Raw genomic sequence first — 20,596 nt, forward strand, 5'->3', positions numbered from 1 at the left:
ACTTACCAATTCCCCATTCGTAATTCGTAATTCGTAATTTGTAATTCCCTATTCCCCCAATTTGCCCGCTATAAAACTAGCACGACAGGCATGGCGTTGAATTTTACCACTGGAGGTTTTAGGTAAAGTTCCGGGTTTTAGTAACACCGTTTTATAAACCTGTAAATCATGGTTTTGAGACACGGAGCGACGGATGGACTGAAGAATCACCTGTTCAGGGGAGGTTTTGGCAGAACCGTTATGATTATCCCAGGTGCGGATTTGTTGCCAATATTGACGTTCTACTTCCACTGCAACGACTAACCGTTCTTCCCCCTTGATATCAATAGAAAATCCCGCAACTCCACTGGGTCTAATTAGGGGGTGACTTTGTTCAACTGTCCATTCAATATCTTGGGGATAATGATTCCGACCATTAATAATAATAATATCTTTAATTCTTCCGGTAATAAATAGTTCTTGATCGTCTAAAAATCCCAAATCCTCTGTCCTTAAAAACGGCCCTTCTCCCGTTGTTAAGTAGGCGTTAAACAGAGTTTCTGTTTCTTGATGTTTATTCCAATATCCCTGTCCCACACTCGGCCCAGAAACCCAAATTTCGCCGACTTTTCCCGGTTCACAAATATTCAAGGTTTCAGGATTAATAACTAATACCTTTTGATCTGATAAACACTGACCGCAACCGACTAATATTTTGGTATTGGCTGTTAAATTAGTAGTCACTTCATCAACTTCTACAATCTGATGATTTTCTAAAGCAATACCATCAACGGTTTTAAAAATTGGTGATGCTGTTTTTAAACCTCCCGTAATAATTAAAGTTGCTTCAGCCATACCATAACAGGGATAAAAAGCCTTTCGCCTAAATCCGTAGGGGGCAAAAGTTTGAATAAATTTTTCTATAACTTCGTGATAAATGGGTTCAGCCCCATTAAATGCAACTTCCCAACTACTTAAATCTAAATTTTCTAATTTTTGGGATGAATTTATCCCCCCATTTCTTAATACTTTTCTTACACATAAATCATAAGCAAAATTCGGCCCCCCACTGGTTGTTCCCCGATATTTGGAAATAGTTTGTAACCAGCGTAAGGGATTTTGAACAAACATTAAAGGAGACATTAAAACCACCGGAAATCCCCCGAATAAAGGTTCTAAAACCCCACCAATTAATCCCATATCATGATAAGGAGGCAACCAAATTACCCCCGTACTTTCCGGGGAATGACCAAAACAATCATAAATTGCTGTTAAATTATGTAATAGATTTTGATGGGAAATCATTACCCCTTTAGGGGTAGCAGTAGAACCGGAAGTATATTGTAAAAAGGCAAGAGTTTGACGATTAATAACTGGAGGTTGCCAAGTCTTTCCAATTTCACTATCTAAGATATCTGTTGCAAACCAATTCAACGGCGCAATATCAGACATAGTTGGAAAAAATCGCTGTAAACCCGATAATGTAGCTTCAGTAGTTAAGGCAACCGTGGCATTTGTATCAGTAATAATCGCTTGTAAACGAGGCAAAGATCGATCGGGTCGAGGGGGATAGGCGGGAACGGCAATCACTCCGGCATATAAACAACCGAAAAATGCGCTAATATAATCTAACCCCGGTTGATATAGTAATAAAACTCGATCTTGAGGTTGACAAATAGCTTGTAATTTACTCGCAATAGTTTGAGCTTTTTGGTTTAATTGTTGATAAGTTAATGTAACCGTTTCCGATTCTCCATCAACTAAAAATGTATAAGCAATCTGATTCGGTTGCTGGATTGCCCGATGTTGTAAAAGTTCAATTAAAGTGGTGGCTTTTAAAAAATCAAATGAATCAGTCATGAAAAAAAATAGGTAATGTTTTGTGATCTATCCTATCATTTATAGGGTTTTTTTCCCTCCATCCGTAGTTCGTCATTATTCAAGAATTAAGGATTTTCTTAACTCTTAAATCTTGAATGAATGAGCGATTGTTGATCACGGATCATGGGTTACGGACAGGGACATTTTGCCTCTAGGGTGAGGTAATACTGTCCTTCTGGGCAGCAAAGATTTGTTCTAAGCGAACATCCCATTTCCGTTGATTCGTGTAGCCATCTTGAACAAAGGGAGATATTGTAATTAATTTGAGAAACAGTTCATTAATAATCGACAGAGGGAAGCGTAAAGGACGCATAATATCTAAGAATAAAACGACTCTCACGCCATCGGTTTCGTTCCAAGCTTCATGGGGAAAAGAATCATCAAAAATCATACATTTTCCTTCTTGCCAATGGCGGGTTTCTTCTCCGACTCGAATTCGGCATTTTTCGCGGGGTTCAGGGATTTTTAATCCTAATAAACAACGAATCACTCCTTTATAGGGCCCTCGATGTTCAGGAATATGTTTTCCAGGTAACAAAATTGAAAAAAATGCCGTTTTCATCCCTGGAATTTGTTCTATTAAACGGGTGGTTTCTGGACAGCGTTGGCAATTTTTATCGACTTTAATTCCATAGCCATAGAAAAAATAGGTTTTCCATAAATTATCCTGAGTGGTGCTATAGCCTTGATCGGGGGAAATATCTTGAAAATTGGGTAGTTGTTCTTGAACTTTCAGAATTTGCTCTAATTCTTGCTGAATTAAATGCCAATTGGTTTCTAACTCTTTTGACCACTGAAATTGAGTAGAGTCAAAAAAAGCTGTATTCCCAATTAATGAATATTCAGGAATTAATTTTTCAAATGTCCATAATATTTTTACTCCGACTTTATACAATAGAAAATACCTGATTTTTTCTGATATTTTTTCTTGTTTCATGTTGATTGTAATGATAGGAAATCAAAGGTTTTTGGTGGGTGCGTAGGGGCGGGAGAACCCCGCCCCTACGCACCCTACGGTTGACTTTTAAGAACGATTGGCTAATTCTGACAATTGACTGGTTTCTGTGTCTAATCTCCATTGTCCAACACTATCTAAACTCCCTTCTAAAAATTTAGTCCGACAAGCACGACGTTGAATTTTACCACTGGTGGTTTTAGGAATAGTTGTGGTTTTTAATAATACAATTGCAAAGACATCCACGGTATTCTGTTCGGCGATCGCCTGACGAATAGCATTGACGACTTCCTCAACGTTCAAGTTTCGTAAATACCGCCGTTCGATTTCTGCGGCAATAATTAACTGTTCTCCGAGTTCCGTTTCCACCGAAAACGCCGCACTATGTCCAGCACGAATAGCCGGGTGACAGGTATCTAGGGTAGCTTCAATTTCCTGGGGATAACGATTTCTTCCCCACAAAATCATCATGTCCTTGATCCGTCCCGTAATATACAATTCCCCGTCCTGTAAAAATCCTAAATCTCCCGTGCGTAAATAGGGCCCCCGTCCCTCGACATAAACCCGAAAGGTGGTTTCCGTGTCTTCGGGTTTATCCCAATATCCCAAACCCACACCTTTCCCCGATACCAAGATTTCACCCACTTGATCCGCGTCCCGGGGCGTTAACTCTTGCGGATCAACAATCATCACCTCATCTGCCAACCAGGGGAAGCCACAACTGACTAGCGATCGAGTTTTTCTGGACTGTGGGTTATTAGCCAGTGATGTTTCCTGTGTTTGGATGACTTGATTGTGTTCTAGGGCGACGGGATCAACCCAGAGAATATTAGGGGTTTGGTGTTTGTGTCCACCGGAAATAAATAGGGTAGTTTCGGCCATTCCGTAGCAGGGATAAAACGCCTCCGGTTTGAACCCACAGGGGCCAAAAATTTCTGCAAACCGTTTAAGGGTGTCCCAGCGTACAGGTTCAGCCCCGGAAAAGGCCACATCCCAGGAACTTAAATCTAACTGTTCTAACTTTTCAGGCGTCGCTGTCCTACAGACTAAATCATAAGCAAAATTTGGCCCGCCACTGGTGGTAGCCTGATATTCAGAAATCGCTTCTAACCAACGAAAGGGTTTTTGGACTAAAGCAACTGGGGACATCAAAGTAACGGGAAATGATCCATATAAAGGTTGAACAACTCCCCCAATTAATCCCATATCGTGAAATAGGGGAAGCCAAATTAACCCCTTACTATTATTGTGATGGCCAAAAGCCTTATAAATAATTGCCGAATTATGCAAAACATTTCCATGGGTAACAATTACCCCTTTTGGGGTTCCGGTGGAACCAGAGGTATATTGTAAAAAAGCGACGGTATCCCCGTTAATTGGCGGTTTTTGCCAGTCTATAGCGAGGTTTTGATCCAAAAGGTCATCGGTCGCCACCCACCGTAGAGACGTGCCACGGCGCGTCTCCTCCTCTTTCTCCACAGAAAATTGTATTTTTAACTGTTCAATTAATGCTTTTGTGCTTAAAATTGCCCGACATTGAGAAGATTCTAAACGGGTTTGTAGCTTAACAATTGCTTGGGGGGAGACTGGAGGGTTATCGGTAACGGCGATCGCACCCGCATATAAACAGCCAAAAAACGCCGCAATAAATTCTAATCCCGCACTATAGGGATAAACGACTAAAACCCGATCACCTGGGGATAAAAATGATTGTAAATAAGATGCAATTTGGACAGCTTGTTGATGTAACTGTAGATAGGTCAGGGTTTGCTGACTCGTTTCTCCGTCGGCTAAAAACCGATAGGCGAGTTGATCTGGTTTATGTTCAGCGCGATCGCGCAATAAATCGACTAAATTAGAAAAACTGCTCATACCTTAATATAGAGTCCTAAAGGACTCACTACATAGAGTCCTAAAGGACTCACTACGATCAAGGTACAGTTTAGTATGAAAATTGCCATTATTTCCTCTGGTTTTTTCCCCGTGATTGATGGGGTTACGGTTAGTGCGATGATGCGACTCCAGAAGTTAAGTCAATGGGGACATGAGGTTTTATTTTTTTGTCCCGACTATAGCACCATTGAAAGTGTTTATCCCAATTGGCGAGAATATAGCGGCAATATTTTACCAGGTGTGCGAGTTTATAATTTACCTAGTACGCCATTTTTAGGATTAGATTTTGAACGTAACCCTTCTATTAAATCCTATTCTATTTTATTAAAAGAATTAGAAAAATTTCAGCCCGATTTAGTTCATGTTGATGAACCAGAAAGGCTATTTTTTGGATTTTTTAGACGGGCTGGAATAGACTATGCTAAAAAAGCAAATATTCCCTGTATTGCGTTTTTTAGAACTTGGTTTTTATCCTACGCTGAAGATTATATTCCCTTACCTAAATTTGCGGTAGAAATCATTAGAGAAATTTTTAGAAGGATTTTTGCTTGGATTTATAATGGCTATGATGTCACCTTATTTACCAGTAAAATCACCTATCAACTCGCCCCCCAAATGTCAATTCATAATGCGGTTTATGAGAATTTAGCCGGATTTGATGCCCAACGCTTTAACCCTAATTTAAAAGAAGAAGATTTTTTTAAAAAATATTATAATTTACCCGAATTAGATCGTTTAACTAAATTGATTTTTGTCGGTCGTCTAACCCCCGATAAAGGTTGGAATTTTACTTTAAAAACCATGGCAAAAGTTGCAGAAAAAATTGATTTAGAAAAAGTCGGTTTTATTATTATTGGGGATGGACAAATGCAGGACGAAATCATCGCAGGTTTAACAAAATTTACCCGTCATGTCTATTTCCTGGGTCGGGTAGCCTATGACCAAGTTCCGGCGGTTTATGCTAATAGTGATATTCATATTACCACCTCGGAACGGGAATCGAGAGGATTAACCGTATTAGAGGCTTTTGCGTCCGGTATTCCCGTATTAGCTCCCCGGGCGGGAGGGTTAGTTGAAAATGTTATAGATGGGGAAAATGGATTTTTATATACTCCTCAAGATCCAGAAGATTTTACACACAAATTAAAGCAATTAATCGAAGATCCTCTATTAAGAAAAACCCTAGGAAATCAAGGAATGAAATCCGTCGGTAATTATAGTTGGGATGTAGTAATTAAAAATTTAGTTGATATTTGGGAACAAAAAATTTCAGAATAGTTAACTGTTTGAATCCGAATCATTGGGGGAATTAAGAATTAAGAATTAAGAATTACTAGAGTCAATCAACAAACTGATATAGCAGGGAACAGGCTGCGTCGTGAGCTTGTCGAACGAGAACAGGGAACACCGGAACAGGGGGAAACACTTTACCGTCTGGGTTCCAAGATCCGTCTGGTGTCTTAACTGCCTTGGCGGTTGCTATAACTGATGACTGATGACTGATGACTGATGACTGTTAACTGATACTAGAGCGATCTGTTAAAATTTCATAGCCGGTTTCGGTGACTAAAACCGTATGTTCAAATTGAGCAGATAAGGCATTATCAATGGTTACGGCTGTCCATTTATCCGATAAAATTTTAGTAAATCGAGAACCTGCATTCAGAATCGGTTCAATGGCTAAAGTCATTCCCGCTTTCAATTTAACATTGGGTAAAGAATGGGTACGAGCATTAAAAACCGAGGGTTCTTCGTGTAGATTTCTTCCCACTCCATGACCTGTAAATTCTTCTACGATTTTATAACCATTGGCTTCTGTATAGTCTTGAACCGCCCCAGCAATATCGAGTAAATAAGCTCCCGCTTTGACCTGTTCAATGCCTTTATATAAGGCTTCTTCAGCCACTTTAATTAATTTTTTTGCCTCTGGAGAAACTTCACCCACCCCAATTGTAATACAAGAATCCCCATGAAATTCTTGATAATAAGCCCCGGTATCAACTTTTAAAACATCCCCGGTACGAATCACCTTGCGACGGTTAGGAATACCATGAACCACTTCATTATTAATCGAAGCACAAATAGAAGCCGGAAATCCATGATATCCTTTAAAACTTGGGGTTGCTCCCATTTCCCGAATCCGTTTTTCTGCATAAGCATCTAAATCCGCCGTAGTCATCCCTGGTTGAACCCGTTGGGAAATTTCTTTTAATACCGTAGCCACAATTTTTGCAGCTTGTCGCATAGTTTCTATTTCTTGAGGTGATTTAATATAGATTCCTCTGCCACTTTTTTTAACTTGAGGGGAATTAGTTTGAGTCGGTTTAGATAGAAAATCAGCAAGAATATTCATCGTGTTCGGAGTTAAGTGTGTTCAGAGAAAATACCTTTAATAAATTACCCTAAAATTTCAAGTTTTGGGTTACAGTTCCAGACTAAAACTCCAACCCTGCTGTTTAAACCCTAAAGACTTATAGAATTGATGGGCGTTAGTCCGTTTTAAATTAGACGAAAGCATGGCTTTATAGCATCCCGCCTCGCGGCTGAGTTTGAGGGCTTCGTGCATCATGGCTTTACCTATTCCTTGATTTCTATAACCACAAGTGACAATCACGGCATCAATAACCGCAGATTTGCTGTGATGCAAAATCATGGGAATAAATAATAAGCTGAATGTACCGACTGGTTCATTGTTTAGCCATGCAATATAAATATTGTAGTTGGGAACTTGCTGAATTTGCTCAAAAATTTGTTCAACCTCCAATAGAGACATAGGCAATTCTCCATCCATTTCTGTATATAATTGGTTTAATAAATCTAAATCGCTAGATGTTACCCGTTTAATTTCTAATCGTATTGACACAATTCTCCTCGATCTTCAAAGAGAAAAAAAGAGACGTGCAAAGGCGCGTCTCTGGGGGCGGTAATGATATTTAGTTCGTGAACCCGTCTAAATTGAAGACCTTTTCTTCAGAACTACTCCCTAAATCTGTGTTTTCGTTTTCAGTTAAATTAGGATTTTCTTCTGTTAAACGAGTGGGCGTTTCGGGAAGCGACGATTCACTATTTAAAGCTGTCCAAGTTGTTTGATTAACTTGATTACTGGTTTCTAAGCCTTGGGCAATTTGAAATTCATGCAGTGCGGCCAGGGTGCGAGAACCCAAAATCCCATCAATTCGGCCAGGATTATATCCTTTCGCCTCCAAACGTTCCTGTAATATACGAACGTCCGTTCCCCGGGAACCTCTGGATAAAACAGTATCCTCTTTAACTGTAACCGAACTAGCAACTTGAGGCTCCGCCGATAAAGCTTGCCAGGTGTCGCGGTCTACAACCCCGGTCACTTCTAATCCTTTAGCCTGCTGAAACGCCTGCACCGATGCCGTTGTCCGAGGGCCAAAAACACTATCAATTTTACCTGGGGTGAACCCATGGGCTTTTAAGCGTTGTTGTAACCCCGTGACTTGGGAGCCTTGAGTGCCTTGGGATAATACCCGTTCCCGATGGCGAGGGGGTTGAGTTTCAGGTTGATAAAAGGGTTGAGAAAACAGTTCCCGTCTGGCTGTTTCTGCGTCTGTAACGCTTGAGTTTACCCCGGAATTACCGTATTCCTGCCAGGATTCTGTGATTCCTGAACCAGAATTCGATGTTGCGAAAGCAACGGGAACAAATACAGGAAGAACTAAAGAAAACAAGCCGGCAATAATAGCAGTTTTAATCCCCATGGCTTTTACCCTATTTTTATAAAGTTTAACTTTACTAAATTCAAGTTTCTGAATTGAATCTTAGCATCAGGAGGCGATGAAGAAAAGAGTAAGTTGTTAAATTTTTACATAAAATTAGCCCTCTCGATCATCAAGGGGGGTAATAATATAGAAAAATCCGATCAAACTCAGATTAATGAAATCCAATTATAGATGCTACAGATTATCCCTCTACCCACGGTGTAGAGACGTTGCATTCAACGTCTCTACGGGAGGAATCTGTAGCCAACATTTCATGATGGAATATTAGACTGTTGCTAACTCAGGAGTAGGGCGTTTACTATGGCGAATTCCTTCAATAGCTTTAGCATAATCAGGAGCATTGAACACCGCAGAACCCGCAACAATGGCGTTAGCCCCGGCTTCCAACACTTGCCAAGTATTATCCCCTTTCAGACCGCCATCAACTTCAATCCAAGGATTTAAACCCCGTTCGTCGCACATTTGACGTAAGGCGCGAATTTTCGGCACAATTCCGGGGATAAACTTCTGTCCGCCAAAACCAGGGTTAACACTCATAATTAACACCAAGTCACAAAGCTCTAAGACATATTCAATTAATTCTAAGGGAGTAGAAGGATTCAAAACCACACCCGCTTGTTTACCCAGTTCTCGAATTTGGCCAAGGGTTCGATGTAAGTGGGGAGAAGCATTGTGTTCGGCGTGAACCGAAATAATATCAGCGCCAGCTTTAGCAAAACCTTCGACATATTTTTCCGGTTCCACAATCATTAAGTGGACATCCAGAGGTTTTTTTGTCACCGGACGAATAGCTTCCACAATTAATGGCCCAATAGTAATATTGGGAACGAAGCGACCATCCATCACATCAACATGAATCCAATCGGCGCCAGCTTCATCCACTGCCCGAATTTCTTCACCAAGACGACTAAAATCTGCTGATAATATAGAGGGGGAAATAACAATCGGTTTCTGGGTTGCGGTCATGGGATAATCTGTTCTCCTGCATCTCAAGTTGTCACCATTGTATCAGAATTGGGGTATTGAGTTGGCTGGTTTTAGAGGTTGAGAAAATATTTTCTGTTTTCGGTGCTTACTTTATTTTTTTCCTATGAAAACCAATCACATCTATGAGAATCCTGAACATGAAAGGTTACAGTTGTTTGTTTATTTAATTCCGATATTGGGTTTCTTCCCGGCATTGTGGACATTATATCGACGGTCAGGCACAAAACAACAACAAGCCGCCAGTCGATTAGTGATTGTGTTAGCGTTCAGTTGGTTAACAGCACTGATATTGTTAGAAACTGGAGCCAATAGTGCGGAATCGATCGCCTTGCCGATGTTATTAACCAGTAGTCTATTGACAACCAGTTATTTTATTGTCAGTTTAGGCTTAATGATTAAAGTCTGGAAACGTCAACCGATATGGCTTCCTGGGATTAGCCAAATTGCTGAACAAGGATTAGGCAAACATCTGCCATAATAGGTTGGTTCTAAAAGCATCCCCGATTTTACCATCAGTGTATTATCTCTAAAAATTATTTATTAAGTGTGTGAGGAAGTCCGTGTCAGCACCAAGATATCAGAGTCAAAAACCATTGCCAAACCCGTCCAAACCCAATCTCAGGAAATTAGCTCAATCTAGTCCCGGACGATGGTTAGGACTGGGTTTAGGTTTAGCTGGAGTCGCCATGATTTCGGCCACCGCCGGAGCTTTATTAGCCGTGTCTCTATCGACAACACCCCTATTACAGCAAAAATTAACCCCCGAAGAAGCGGCGGTTTTTTCTCAAGGTCAAATGGCTACTACCAACATGAGACTGCCAGAATTAACCCGCCCGGTGAATATTCTGGTGATGGGGGTGAAGGTTTTAACCTCAGATTTAGAAGATGATTCCCACCCGGAAGTCGGATACCATGCTTTGGTGGATTCCTTTAAGGGGTTATCGGATACAATGCTATTGATCCGTTTTGATCCGGCTAATAAACAGTTAAAAGTATTATCCATTCCCCGTGACACTCGGACGTATGTAGAGGGTCGGGGAATGACTAAAATTAATGATGCCAATTATTATGGCGGCCCGGCGTTAAGTGCAAAAGCCACCAGTGAATTATTAGGCGGTGTGGGAATAGACCGTTATGTGCGAGTGAATGTCCAAGGGGTAGAAAAATTAATTGATGCGATGGGAGGCGTGAGTATTTACGTCCCCAAAGATATGAAATATCAAGATGATAGCCAACATCTCTATATTAATTTAAAACAAGGGGAACAACACCTAAATGGAGCGCAAGCCTTACAGTTTTTACGGTTTCGTTATGATGCTTTAGGTGATATCGGACGGGTACAACGTCAACAAATGCTAATTCGGGCGTTCATGGAACAGTCATTAAATGTGAGTACCATTTCCAAACTGCCTCAAGTTATGTCAATTGTTCAATCTCATATTGATACTAATTTAAGTTTGGAAGAATTAGTTGCCTTGGTTGATTTTGCCACTAATATTAAACGGGAAAATGTACAAATGTTGATGGTTCCCGGTCAATTTAGTGACCCGAAAGAATATCGAGCCAGCTATTGGTTACCCGATGCAGCCCGCTTAGAAAATGTAGTAGCTCAACATTTTGATTTTGGTCAGGATGTTTGGAAATTTGATAATATTGATCCCAAAGATTTAAGAATTGCTATTCAAGATAGTAATGATAGTTCTGAGGCGATTGATAAATTAGTTGGCACTTTAAATGATGGGGGTTTTTGGAACGTAAAAATTTCTAAACCTTGGACAGAACCCTTAGAAGAAACTAAAATTGTTGCTCAGGATGGTGATATTAAGAGCGCTGAATCTTTACAAAAATCCCTGGGTTTTGGTAAGGTTGTCGTCGAAAGTACGGGATTTTTAGAATCTGACTTAACAATTCAAGTGGGGAAAGATTGGTTAAAAAAATACAGTCAACCTAGTCCTGCTGCCTCTCCAGGGCTTGAATTAACTCCTAATTCAACAAAAAAATGATTATAGGGGTTTGGTCTGCAAACCCTCTTAATAGTTTCAAAATTACGCTCAAGAAACCGGGTTTCTAATTAAGATTGATTGGATTAAATCAATATTTGTTAAGAAACCCGGTTTCTAACGAGGGGTAATTTTAATTGTATGAAAACAGCGATCTAACTTTTTCTGAAGGGAAGCAGATGTTTCTTCAAAAAAGTCCTGAGCTTCACGATTAATAACAATTTCATACATAAAATTAATATTTCCGTTTTAGTTTATCAACAGAAATCAATCTATCTTCTAAAACATCTTCCTTGCCTTTTTCAAAAGATTCTTTAAACCCAGGAATTTTAAGTAATTCTTCTGTTGCTTCTTGACTTTCTCGTTCTGCTAAATACGATAAAAAATCCGCAGCTACCACGAGTTTTTCTGGAGATAGCTGATCAACATACTGTTTAACTTGATTGCGAATATCAGTAACATTCATAAAGTGCTTTTGAATTAGCTTATTATCTATTATATAATTTTTTTGAAGAATGCGATCGCACTAATTTTCATTATTCACCCAATTTGTCATATCTACAGAATCATGTTCATCATATTTTTCAGGCGAATAAAATTTTTTACTAATTTCTTTCATCTCTTGATCACTGACATCAGGGATTAAAACTTGCATTAACGAGAAACGTTCTTCTCTAAGAACTTCTCGAATGCTTTCTTTTATCAGTTGTTTTAATATTTCCATTTACATAAGTTTAGAAAAGCGATCGCTCTTATAATTTAAGCATCTGAATTGTTGCTGATTCGGCTAATATAATCAAGGATTTTTCCTAAATTATTGCGGATTTTTATAAGTTTTTGCAACCCAGTATTAGAAGCTGCTATCGCCTCTTGTTGGTCTTGGCGGGCTTGAGCTATTTTCTTGTCAATTTCTTCATAAACTTCCTGCTCAAAATCCTTCTCTTGCTGCAAGATTTGATCTTCTAAATCTTTAGCAATGACTTGAAACTGGCTCGTAATATTTCTGCGACTATCAGCCATTTGTTGTTGACGTTGATTCTCTTTTTGCATTTCTACCAAGTCAACACCAACAGAAACAACTGCAAGAATAGGGCCTAAAAAACTAGCAACATTTCCAATATCTTTAGCAATTCCCACTGCTTGCCAAGGTTTAAACTTAAATCCGACAAATTTGCCAACTTCTAAAACAGCTTGATGCAAACTACTACCCGCTACATCTATAGAATGTAAAAAGCCTTGTCCTCCAGTTTTTAGTAAATTGTTGGTAGCCAGTTTAGAAACTTCTACTCCTGCGGTTTCGCCAATCGCTTTAATCCAGGTGACTTGACCTTTTAAACGTTCCATATCTATGCCTGCACTAACATTATTAGCCGAAACTGTTTGATTTTTGTCGAGGCAAGCAACAAAAGACTGAACTAAATTATCCTGAAAAATGGCTTCAAATTCTTGACGAACATCCTCTACCGCAGCATTAATAACATTTTGTAATTCGGCTTCGGCTGTTTCATAATGTTTTTTAACATTCAGTTCACTTTGTTGATTTAAGAGAGCAAAATCTTCATCTGTTCCTACCGCATTTGCTAAAACGGTTCCTTGTTTGACAATTTGTGAGGACATTTTCAAAGCAATATTTTTAACTTTCGTTTGTAAACGACTGCGTTCTTTACGAAGAACACGGGAAAGACGAGTTAAAATCTCTAAAAAAGCATTATCTTCAGGAGAATTTCGAGTAAAAATTAATTCCGCTTCATCAACAAAACCTAAAGCAATCCGAATGGGAGTATCGAATTTAACAAAAGCAGATTGAGTCTAAAAAGTTTTGGATTTTACTGGCTTGAAAAAGCTGATCTTGATGATGCTGATGTTCAGGTTCACGCGACATTTGAGCCGCCAATAACATTACAGGAATAATATCAAAGTAATCATTGGCATAATATTCTTGAGCATAACGTTGAATTCGATCAATATGTCCTCTTAAACCACTTTGACCTTCCAGAGCAAACAGTTTATTAGGATCTTTGAGAAATTTATCTAATTCATAAGGGCCACGTTTTGAGTCTTTAAAGTTTTTGTGAACGTTCAATAGAATAATTAAAGGCTTGGCTTTTTCTTTTAAAAGTCGTAAAAAATGAAATTCGCTTTCTTGAATACTATCATCGGTAACAACATAACAAATAATATCTGATTCATCAATGATACTTTCAGTAATTTCTTCATCGCTTTTCCCTCCAGGCGCACCAATTCCAGGGGTATCAATAATTCTGATATTTTTCCATTCATAAATACGATTAAATCGGGTTGTTCGTTGTTTTCCGACCCCGATTGCATTCCACCCATCATTAGTAATAATAGCGTGAAGTGTCGTTTTTCCGGCTTTGGTTCGACCCATAAAAGCAATACTAAAGTAATTTAATGCTTTTCTGTAAATTTTTTAAAGCCGAGTCAGTTTTCACTAATGCCAAATCCGCATATTTATAATCTTCTTCTGCAATAGCAGCACATTGACGAATTGCTTGATCATATTCTGGGCCGGATAATAAAATTTCCTGTCGTAGTTGCTCAACTTTTTCGGTTTTCCCTACAAATTTAGCTAAATTATCAATGAGTGATTGGGATAGAAAAGTACCCGCTTTTTTCAGTAAACGCGCTCCCATTGAAAGTTCTTGCTTCTCACTACCAATAATTGAATGAGTATCGGAAAATGCACCCGCTTCGATTAATTGTTTCTGAACTTCTCCCTCTGGCCAATTCCAAAGTTGAGCGACCTGTTGCGCCATTTTTCGCTCCAACACAGAACAAAATCCATCGACATAAGCGAGCGCTAAAATTTGGTTCATCGCTTCTTGTTGCTGACCGGGTAGGATCTGCTTTGCGATCTCCTCAACCGATAGCTGATCGTCCTCTTGACCTAATATTTTTTCCATTTCTGCGATCGTGCGTTCTCCGATCTGAACTTCAACTGCAAGTTCATGAAGTGTTTTGGATTCTTCACTGTGAATCTGTTGATCAGCACAGACCATGTGAGTCACCAGCAAAAACTGATAGTCGAGGGACGGGTCAACGACTGGGGAATAATTAGACATAATTTAGGTTAGGACTGGACGAATGGAAAAGCGCAGAAGATGTGGAGCAGTCTTAACGTTTTGAATTATACAACAGAAAGAAAATTTTTCAAATCCTTACCTTAATGGGCTGCGGGAGCTTTTGCACCTTTACCTCCCTTACCTAAAAAGAATAATAAAGAATTAAAATGAGATTAGCGATCGCATAATTCCTGACCCACCCCCGAACTTGCTTAACTATCCGTTAGGACATATCCGCCTGAGAGGATCAAAATCAAGGGCCTACCCAAGTCAAAGTTCGCAATCCTGTATCGATCCGAGGGAGCAATGGCAACCCCATATCAAAATTACGGGTGTCCTCACTGCACATTTACCGCAATAACGTTACATTAGGTTGTAGTATCTCAATAAAAATTTACATCGGGACATTAAAACCTATCATCGTCCCCCACCAGGGATGACAACCCCATAAAAATAAACGTCATAAGGGAGTGAGCATAAAAAATGTTTGAATACTTCTCGGATAAGGCAATTAAGGCGGTGATGTTAGCTCAGGAAGAAGCCCGACGCCTGGGACATAACTTTGTAGGAACAGAACAAATTCTTGTGGGCTTGATGAGTGAAGGAACCAGTGTTGCTGCCAAAACCTTGAAGGCGCAAGGGTTAGCCCTCCGTGAAGTCCAAAAAGAAGTTGAGGCAATTATTGGTCGTGGGTCAGGTTTCCTGCCCGTGGAAATTCCCTTTACCCCCAGGGCCAAACGCATCTTTGAAACCGCGATGAAAGAAGCGCGACAAATGGGCAATAACTATATCGGCCCCGAACATATCTTACTCGGATTACTCCAAGACAACGAAGGAGTGGCATCAAAAGTCCTAGAAAATCTGGGGGTTGACCGTTCTCAAGTGCGGACTGAGGTAATTCGATCCCTGGGAGAAGAAGCCACCGTCGCCCCGGGGGGAGGAAGTCGCAGCAAGTCCACCAAAACCGCCACCCTGGACGAATTTGGCACAAACCTCACCCAACTGGCCGCCGAAGGCAAACTTGACCCGATGATCGGTCGTCAACGGGAAATTGAGCGGGTAATTCAAATTCTGGGACGCCGCACCAAAAATAACCCCGTGTTGGTGGGTGAACCCGGCGTCGGAAAAACCGCCATTGCGGAAGGCTTAGCCCAACGCATTGTTAATAACGATGTTCCCGATGTCCTGGAAAACAAACAAGTGATCAGCTTGAGCATGGGAACTTTAATTGCTGGAACTCGTTTTCGGGGGGAATTTGAAGAACGCCTAAAAACCATTGTCGAAGAAATTCGTACCGCCGGAAATATCATTTTAGTGATTGATGAAATTCATACCATTGTGGGTGCGGGTTCCATTGAAGGGACTATGGACGCCTCCAATATGCTCAAACCCGCCCTCGCCCGGGGTGAGTTGCAATGCTTAGGGGCGACGACCCTGGATGAATACCGCAAATATATTGAACGGGATGCGGCCCTGGAACGGCGGTTCCAACCCGTGATGGTCGGTGAACCCACAGTGGAAGAAACCGTGGAAATTCTGTTCGGGCTGCGTCGAGCTTATGAACAACACCATCAATTAACGATTTCCGATCAGGCATTATACGCGGCGGCGACCCTATCCGATCGTTATATTAGCGATCGCTTTTTACCCGATAAAGCCATTGATTTAATTGATGAAGCGGGTTCGCGAGTTCGGGTGATGAATTCCAAAGTTCCCCCCGAATTACGGGAATTAAAACGGGAATTAACTAAAGTTATTGGCGAAAAAGAAACGGCGGTCAAACTCCAAGATTTCGATCAAGCTAGTGAACTGCGCGATCGCGAATTGGAAATCAAAGATAGACTGGAAACCCCCACTGAAAAAACCAATATAGCGGGTACGGGTTTAGTTGTAACTGAAGACGATATTGCCGAAATTTTAGCGGCTTGGACAGGTATTAATGTCAATAAATTAACCGAATCGGAATCGGTAAAATTATTGAAATTGGAAGATATCTTACATGAACGTTTAATTGGTCAAAATGAAGCGGTTGGCGCCGTTTCTCGTGCTATTCGTCGCGCCCGGGTGGGATTAAAAAATCCCGATCGCCCCATTGCCAGTTTCATTTTTTCTGGCCCCACGGGAGTCGGAAAAACCGAATTAACTAAAGCCCTAGCCACCTATTTCTTTGGGGCAGAAGAAGCGATGATTCGCTTAGATATGTCGGAATATATGGAACGACATACGGTGTCTAAATTAATCGGTTCTCCCCCAGGATTTGTTGGCTATGAAGAAGGAGGGCAATTAACTGAAGCTGTCCGTCGTCGTCCCTATACGGTGGTGCTATTTGACGAAATTGAAAAAGCCCATCCCGATGTCTTCAATTTGTTATTACAAATCTTAGAAGATGGTCGTTTAACCGACGCTAAAGGTCGCACAGTCAGTTTCAAAAATACCTTAATTATTATGACCTCAAACGTGGGTTCTAAGGTGATTGAAAAAGGCGGCGGCGGTTTAGGATTTGAATGGGGTGCTGCTTCTGAAGCAGATCAGCAATATAACCGGATTAAAAATTTAGTCCATGAGGAACTCAAGCAATATTTCCGGCCGGAATTTCTTAACCGTTTGGATGAAATTATTGTCTTCCGTCAATTGCTGAAATCTGAAGTTAAACAAATTGCCGAAATCTTACTCCGAGATCTGCTAGCCAGGTTAATGGAAAGGGATATTACTTTAACGGTGAGTGAAGGGTTTAAAGATCATTTAGTCAATGTGGGTTTTGATCCTAAATATGGGGCGAGACCGTTACGTCGGGCTTTAATGAATCTGTTAGAAGATGCCTTAGCTGAAGCCTTATTAGCTGGAACAATTAAGGATGGCGATCGGGCATTTATTGATGTGGATCAAGAGGGGAAAGTCACAATTTCACCCGGAGATCATGCCCCGAATTCTATTAATGAATACGCCGTTACCAATTCCTAATTCACTTTAATTCTTATCTAACCCGTCTTACTCCGGTAGGGCGGGTTTTGTATATTAAGTTCACTGTCTTAGTTGAAGATCAATAATTGAGCCCTGAAGGACTCACTACGATTTACGACTTGAAGATCAATAATTGAACCCTTCAGGGCTCACTACGGTGTTAAGATACAATACAAATCAATTAACAAGAATCATTCAGGATACTGTTGTGACAGAAGCCAAATCCTATAAAGATAGCGTCAACTTGCCCCAAACAAAATTTGATATGCGGGCAAATGCCGTGAAGCGAGAACCGGAAATCCAAGCCTTTTGGGCTGAACAGGAAATTTATCAACGCCTATCACAAAATAACCCCGGCGAATTATTTATTTTACATGATGGGCCCCCCTATGCGAACGGGACGCTGCATATTGGTCATGCTCTAAATAAAATTCTTAAAGATATTATTAATCGCTATCAAATTTTACAGGGTCGTAAAGTTCGTTATGTTCCCGGGTGGGACTGTCATGGTTTACCCATTGAATTGAAAGTATTACAAAACATGAAAGCTGGGGAAAGGGAACAATTAACCCCCTTAACTTTGCGTCACAAAGCCAGGGATTTCGCCTTACAAGCCGTTGAACAACAGAAAACCGGTTTCAAACGCTATGGGGTTTGGGGCGACTGGGAACACCCCTATTTAACCTTAAAACCCGAATATGAAGCCGCCCAAATTGGTGTATTTGGCAAAATGGTTTTAGAGGGATATATTTACCGAGGACATAAACCCGTACACTGGAGTCCGAGTTCTAAAACCGCCTTAGCGGAAGCGGAATTAGAATATCCAGAAGGTCACATTTCCCGCAGTTTATTTGCCGCTTTTAAACTATTAACAGTATCTGAACCTTTGCGGGAATTATTAGCGCCCTTTCTATCAGAATTAGGGGTAGCAATTTGGACAACAACTCCTTGGACAATTCCAGGTAATTTAGCCGTTGCAGTTAACCCCGCCTTAAATTATGCCGTTGTGGAAGTGGGGGAAAGTGAAAAACCCCCGGCGTTTAAGTATTTAATTGTGGCAGAAGATTTGGCTGAACAATTATCAGCAACCTTGGGTTATTCCTTAACAGTTAAAGCCACGTTTAAAGGGCAGGATTTAGAAAATTGTACCTACAAACATCCCCTATTTAATCGGAAAAGTCCGATAGTTATTGGTGGGGATTATATTACCACCGAATCCGGTACGGGATTAGTTCATACCGCCCCCGGTCATGGTCAAGAAGACTATATTGTGGGTCAAAAATATGGTTTACCAATTTTATCCCCTGTGGATGATCAAGGAAACTTTACCGATGAAGCTGGAAAATTTGAAGGATTAAATGTTTTAGGTGAGGGAAATGGGGCTATTATTGATGCTTTAACAGAAGTTAATTCCCTATTAAAAGAAGAACCCTATCAACATAAATATCCCTACGATTGGCGCACAAAAAAACCGACAATTTTTCGGGCTACAGAACAATGGTTTGCCTCCGTTGAAGGGTTCCGAGATGCAGCTTTAAAAGCAATTTCTGAGGTTAAATGGATTCCCGCCCAAGGGGAAAATCGGATTACTTCTATGGTAAGCGATCGCAGTGATTGGTGTATTTCTCGACAACGGAGTTGGGGGGTTCCCATTCCGGTTTTTTATGATGAAGAAACCAACGAACCCCTATTAAATGAAACCACAATTAATCACGTTCAAACTATTATTGCGGAAAGGGGTTCGGATGCTTGGTGGGAGTTATCAATTGAGGAATTATTACCCCCAGAATACCGCAATAATGGCAAGAATTACCGCAAGGGAACCGACACCATGGATGTGTGGTTTGATTCGGGGTCTTCCTGGGCAGCGGTGGCGAATCAACGCCCAGAATTAAAGTATCCGGCGGATATGTATTTAGAAGGTTCTGATCAACATCGGGGCTGGTTTCAATCGAGTTTATTAACCAGTGTAGCTAACTATGGTCATGCTCCCTATAAAACCGTATTAACCCATGGATTTGTCCTCGATGAAAAGGGGATGAAAATGAGTAAATCCATAGGAAATGTCGTTGATCCTGCAATTGTAATTGAAGGGGGGAAAAATCAACAGCAAGAACCGCCTTATGGGGCTGATATTCTGCGGTTGTGGGTGTCCTCGGTGGATTATTCTTCGGATGTTCCTTTGGGGAAAAATATCCTCAAACAGATGGCAGATGTTTACCGCAAAATTAGAAATACTGCCCGATTTTTATTAGGGAATTTGCATGATTTTGATCCGATAAAAGATACAGTTAAATACGAGGAATTACCGGAATTAGACCAATATATGTTACACCGGATTACGGAGGTTTTTACTGAGGTAACAGAATCCTTTGAAAGTTATCAATTCTTCCGATTCTTCCAGGTGATTCAGAATTTCTGTGTGGTGGATTTGTCTAATTTCTATTTAGATGTTGCCAAAGATCGGTTATATATTAGTGGGGCTGATGGGTTTCGGCGTCGGAGTTGTCAAACGGTTTTAGCGGTGGCGTTAGAAAATTTGGTAAAAGCGATCGCCCCCGTATTATGTCATACAGCCGAGGATATTTGGCAAAATATTCCCTATTCTACACCCCAGACTTCTGTGTTTGAAGCGGGTTGGGTAAGGTTAGAAAAACACTGGGAAAAGCCAGAATTAGGGACGTTATGGCAACAGTTACGACAAATTAGAAGTGATGTTAATGTTGTCATGGAAAAAGCCCGTCAGGATAAAATGATTGGTGCATCCTTAGAGGCTAAAGTGTTGTTATATATTGCGGATGAGGATTTGCGTCAACAGATGCAACAAATGAACCCCGAAACCATCGAATTAAAAGCAAATAATGGGGTGGATGAATTGCGTTATTTGTTGATTTGTTCCCAGGTTGAACTATTAGATACCCCTGAACCTTTAAACGGTTTACAGTATAACCAACAGTTTGAAGATTTGGGAATTGGTGTGGTGAAAGCAGATGGGGAAAAATGCGATCGCTGTTGGAATTATTCCGTCCATGTTGGAGAATCAAAAGAAGATCCTACAATTTGTGAACGTTGTATTGAGGCGTTAGCAGGAACCTTTTAAAACCTAGAAAT

At 40.5% G+C, this 20,596-nt stretch carries 17 protein-coding genes; 5 read left to right on the plus strand and 12 right to left on the minus strand.

Going from position 1 to position 20,596, the window contains the following annotated elements; translation table 11 throughout:
- Nucleotides 1-48: 48 nt before the first annotated feature.
- From NMG88_RS13820 to NMG88_RS13830, 3 genes are all read right to left on the minus strand, one after another.
- Complete coding sequence (locus tag NMG88_RS13820) at nt 49-1,839, minus strand: fatty acyl-AMP ligase (RefSeq protein ID WP_235751578.1); 1,791 nt, start codon at nt 1,837-1,839, stop codon at nt 49-51.
- Nucleotides 1,840-2,011: 172 nt separating this feature from the next.
- Complete coding sequence (locus tag NMG88_RS13825) at nt 2,012-2,797, minus strand: aspartyl/asparaginyl beta-hydroxylase domain-containing protein (protein ID WP_042154650.1); 786 nt, start codon at nt 2,795-2,797, stop codon at nt 2,012-2,014.
- A gap of 87 nt (nt 2,798-2,884) precedes the next feature.
- Entirely contained in the window at nt 2,885-4,687 is a 1,803-nt protein-coding gene (locus NMG88_RS13830) for a fatty acyl-AMP ligase (RefSeq protein ID WP_042154647.1), read from the minus strand.
- Between the two features lie 75 nt (nt 4,688-4,762).
- Between NMG88_RS13830 and NMG88_RS13835 the strand changes: the two genes are divergently transcribed.
- Nucleotides 4,763-5,986, plus strand: a complete 1,224-nt coding sequence (locus NMG88_RS13835) for a glycosyltransferase (RefSeq protein ID WP_026788033.1) — start codon at nt 4,763-4,765, stop codon at nt 5,984-5,986.
- Between the two features lie 238 nt (nt 5,987-6,224).
- Here NMG88_RS13835 and map read toward each other — a convergent pair whose 3' ends face one another.
- From map to rpe, 4 genes are all read right to left on the minus strand, one after another.
- Nucleotides 6,225-7,061 (minus strand): type I methionyl aminopeptidase, encoded by an 837-nt coding sequence (gene map / locus NMG88_RS13840; protein WP_026796673.1) that lies wholly within the window; start codon nt 7,059-7,061, stop codon nt 6,225-6,227.
- Between the two features lie 69 nt (nt 7,062-7,130).
- Nucleotides 7,131-7,571, minus strand: a complete 441-nt coding sequence (locus tag NMG88_RS13845; protein ID WP_227350741.1) for a GNAT family N-acetyltransferase — start codon at nt 7,569-7,571, stop codon at nt 7,131-7,133.
- Between the two features lie 70 nt (nt 7,572-7,641).
- Entirely contained in the window at nt 7,642-8,433 is a 792-nt protein-coding gene (locus NMG88_RS13850; protein ID WP_052369590.1) for a peptidoglycan-binding domain-containing protein, read from the minus strand.
- A 285-nt stretch (nt 8,434-8,718) separates the two neighbouring features.
- On the minus strand, nt 8,719-9,420 hold the full coding sequence (gene rpe / locus NMG88_RS13855) for a ribulose-phosphate 3-epimerase (RefSeq protein ID WP_026788036.1): 702 nt from the start codon (nt 9,418-9,420) through the stop codon (nt 8,719-8,721).
- Nucleotides 9,421-9,544: 124 nt separating this feature from the next.
- Between rpe and NMG88_RS13860 the strand changes: the two genes are divergently transcribed.
- Together NMG88_RS13860 and NMG88_RS13865 are read left to right on the plus strand one after the other, a co-directional pair.
- Nucleotides 9,545-9,919: a hypothetical protein gene (locus NMG88_RS13860; RefSeq protein ID WP_026788037.1), complete on the plus strand. Its 375-nt coding sequence runs from the start codon at nt 9,545-9,547 to the stop codon at nt 9,917-9,919.
- A gap of 115 nt (nt 9,920-10,034) precedes the next feature.
- Entirely contained in the window at nt 10,035-11,444 is a 1,410-nt protein-coding gene (locus tag NMG88_RS13865; protein ID WP_254035532.1) for an LCP family protein, read from the plus strand.
- Nucleotides 11,445-11,676: 232 nt separating this feature from the next.
- Here the strand turns inward: NMG88_RS13865 and NMG88_RS13870 are convergent, their stop codons facing one another.
- The 5 genes from NMG88_RS13870 to NMG88_RS13890 form a co-directional block, all read right to left on the minus strand.
- Nucleotides 11,677-11,907, minus strand: coding sequence for a hypothetical protein (locus NMG88_RS13870; RefSeq protein WP_026788039.1), 231 nt, complete (start codon nt 11,905-11,907; stop codon nt 11,677-11,679).
- A 60-nt stretch (nt 11,908-11,967) separates the two neighbouring features.
- Complete coding sequence (locus tag NMG88_RS13875) at nt 11,968-12,165, minus strand: hypothetical protein (protein WP_254035533.1); 198 nt, start codon at nt 12,163-12,165, stop codon at nt 11,968-11,970.
- A gap of 35 nt (nt 12,166-12,200) precedes the next feature.
- A complete protein-coding gene (locus tag NMG88_RS13880; protein WP_254035534.1) occupies nt 12,201-13,058 on the minus strand; it encodes a LeoA/HP0731 family dynamin-like GTPase in 858 nt (285 codons plus the stop codon).
- A 172-nt stretch (nt 13,059-13,230) separates the two neighbouring features.
- On the minus strand, nt 13,231-13,830 hold the full coding sequence (locus NMG88_RS13885; protein ID WP_254035535.1) for a GTPase domain-containing protein: 600 nt from the start codon (nt 13,828-13,830) through the stop codon (nt 13,231-13,233).
- A 10-nt stretch (nt 13,831-13,840) separates the two neighbouring features.
- Complete coding sequence (locus tag NMG88_RS13890; RefSeq protein WP_254035536.1) at nt 13,841-14,524, minus strand: TerB family tellurite resistance protein; 684 nt, start codon at nt 14,522-14,524, stop codon at nt 13,841-13,843.
- Nucleotides 14,525-15,007: 483 nt separating this feature from the next.
- Between NMG88_RS13890 and NMG88_RS13895 the strand changes: the two genes are divergently transcribed.
- Complete coding sequence (locus NMG88_RS13895; protein WP_254035537.1) at nt 15,008-17,485, plus strand: ATP-dependent Clp protease ATP-binding subunit; 2,478 nt, start codon at nt 15,008-15,010, stop codon at nt 17,483-17,485.
- A 208-nt stretch (nt 17,486-17,693) separates the two neighbouring features.
- Nucleotides 17,694-20,585: an isoleucine--tRNA ligase gene (gene ileS / locus NMG88_RS13900; RefSeq protein WP_254035538.1), complete on the plus strand. Its 2,892-nt coding sequence runs from the start codon at nt 17,694-17,696 to the stop codon at nt 20,583-20,585.
- Nucleotides 20,586-20,596: the final 11 nt, after the last annotated feature.

This window comes from Planktothrix agardhii, assembly GCF_904830935.1.
Taxonomy (GTDB): Bacteria; Cyanobacteriota; Cyanobacteriia; order Cyanobacteriales; family Microcoleaceae; genus Planktothrix; species Planktothrix agardhii.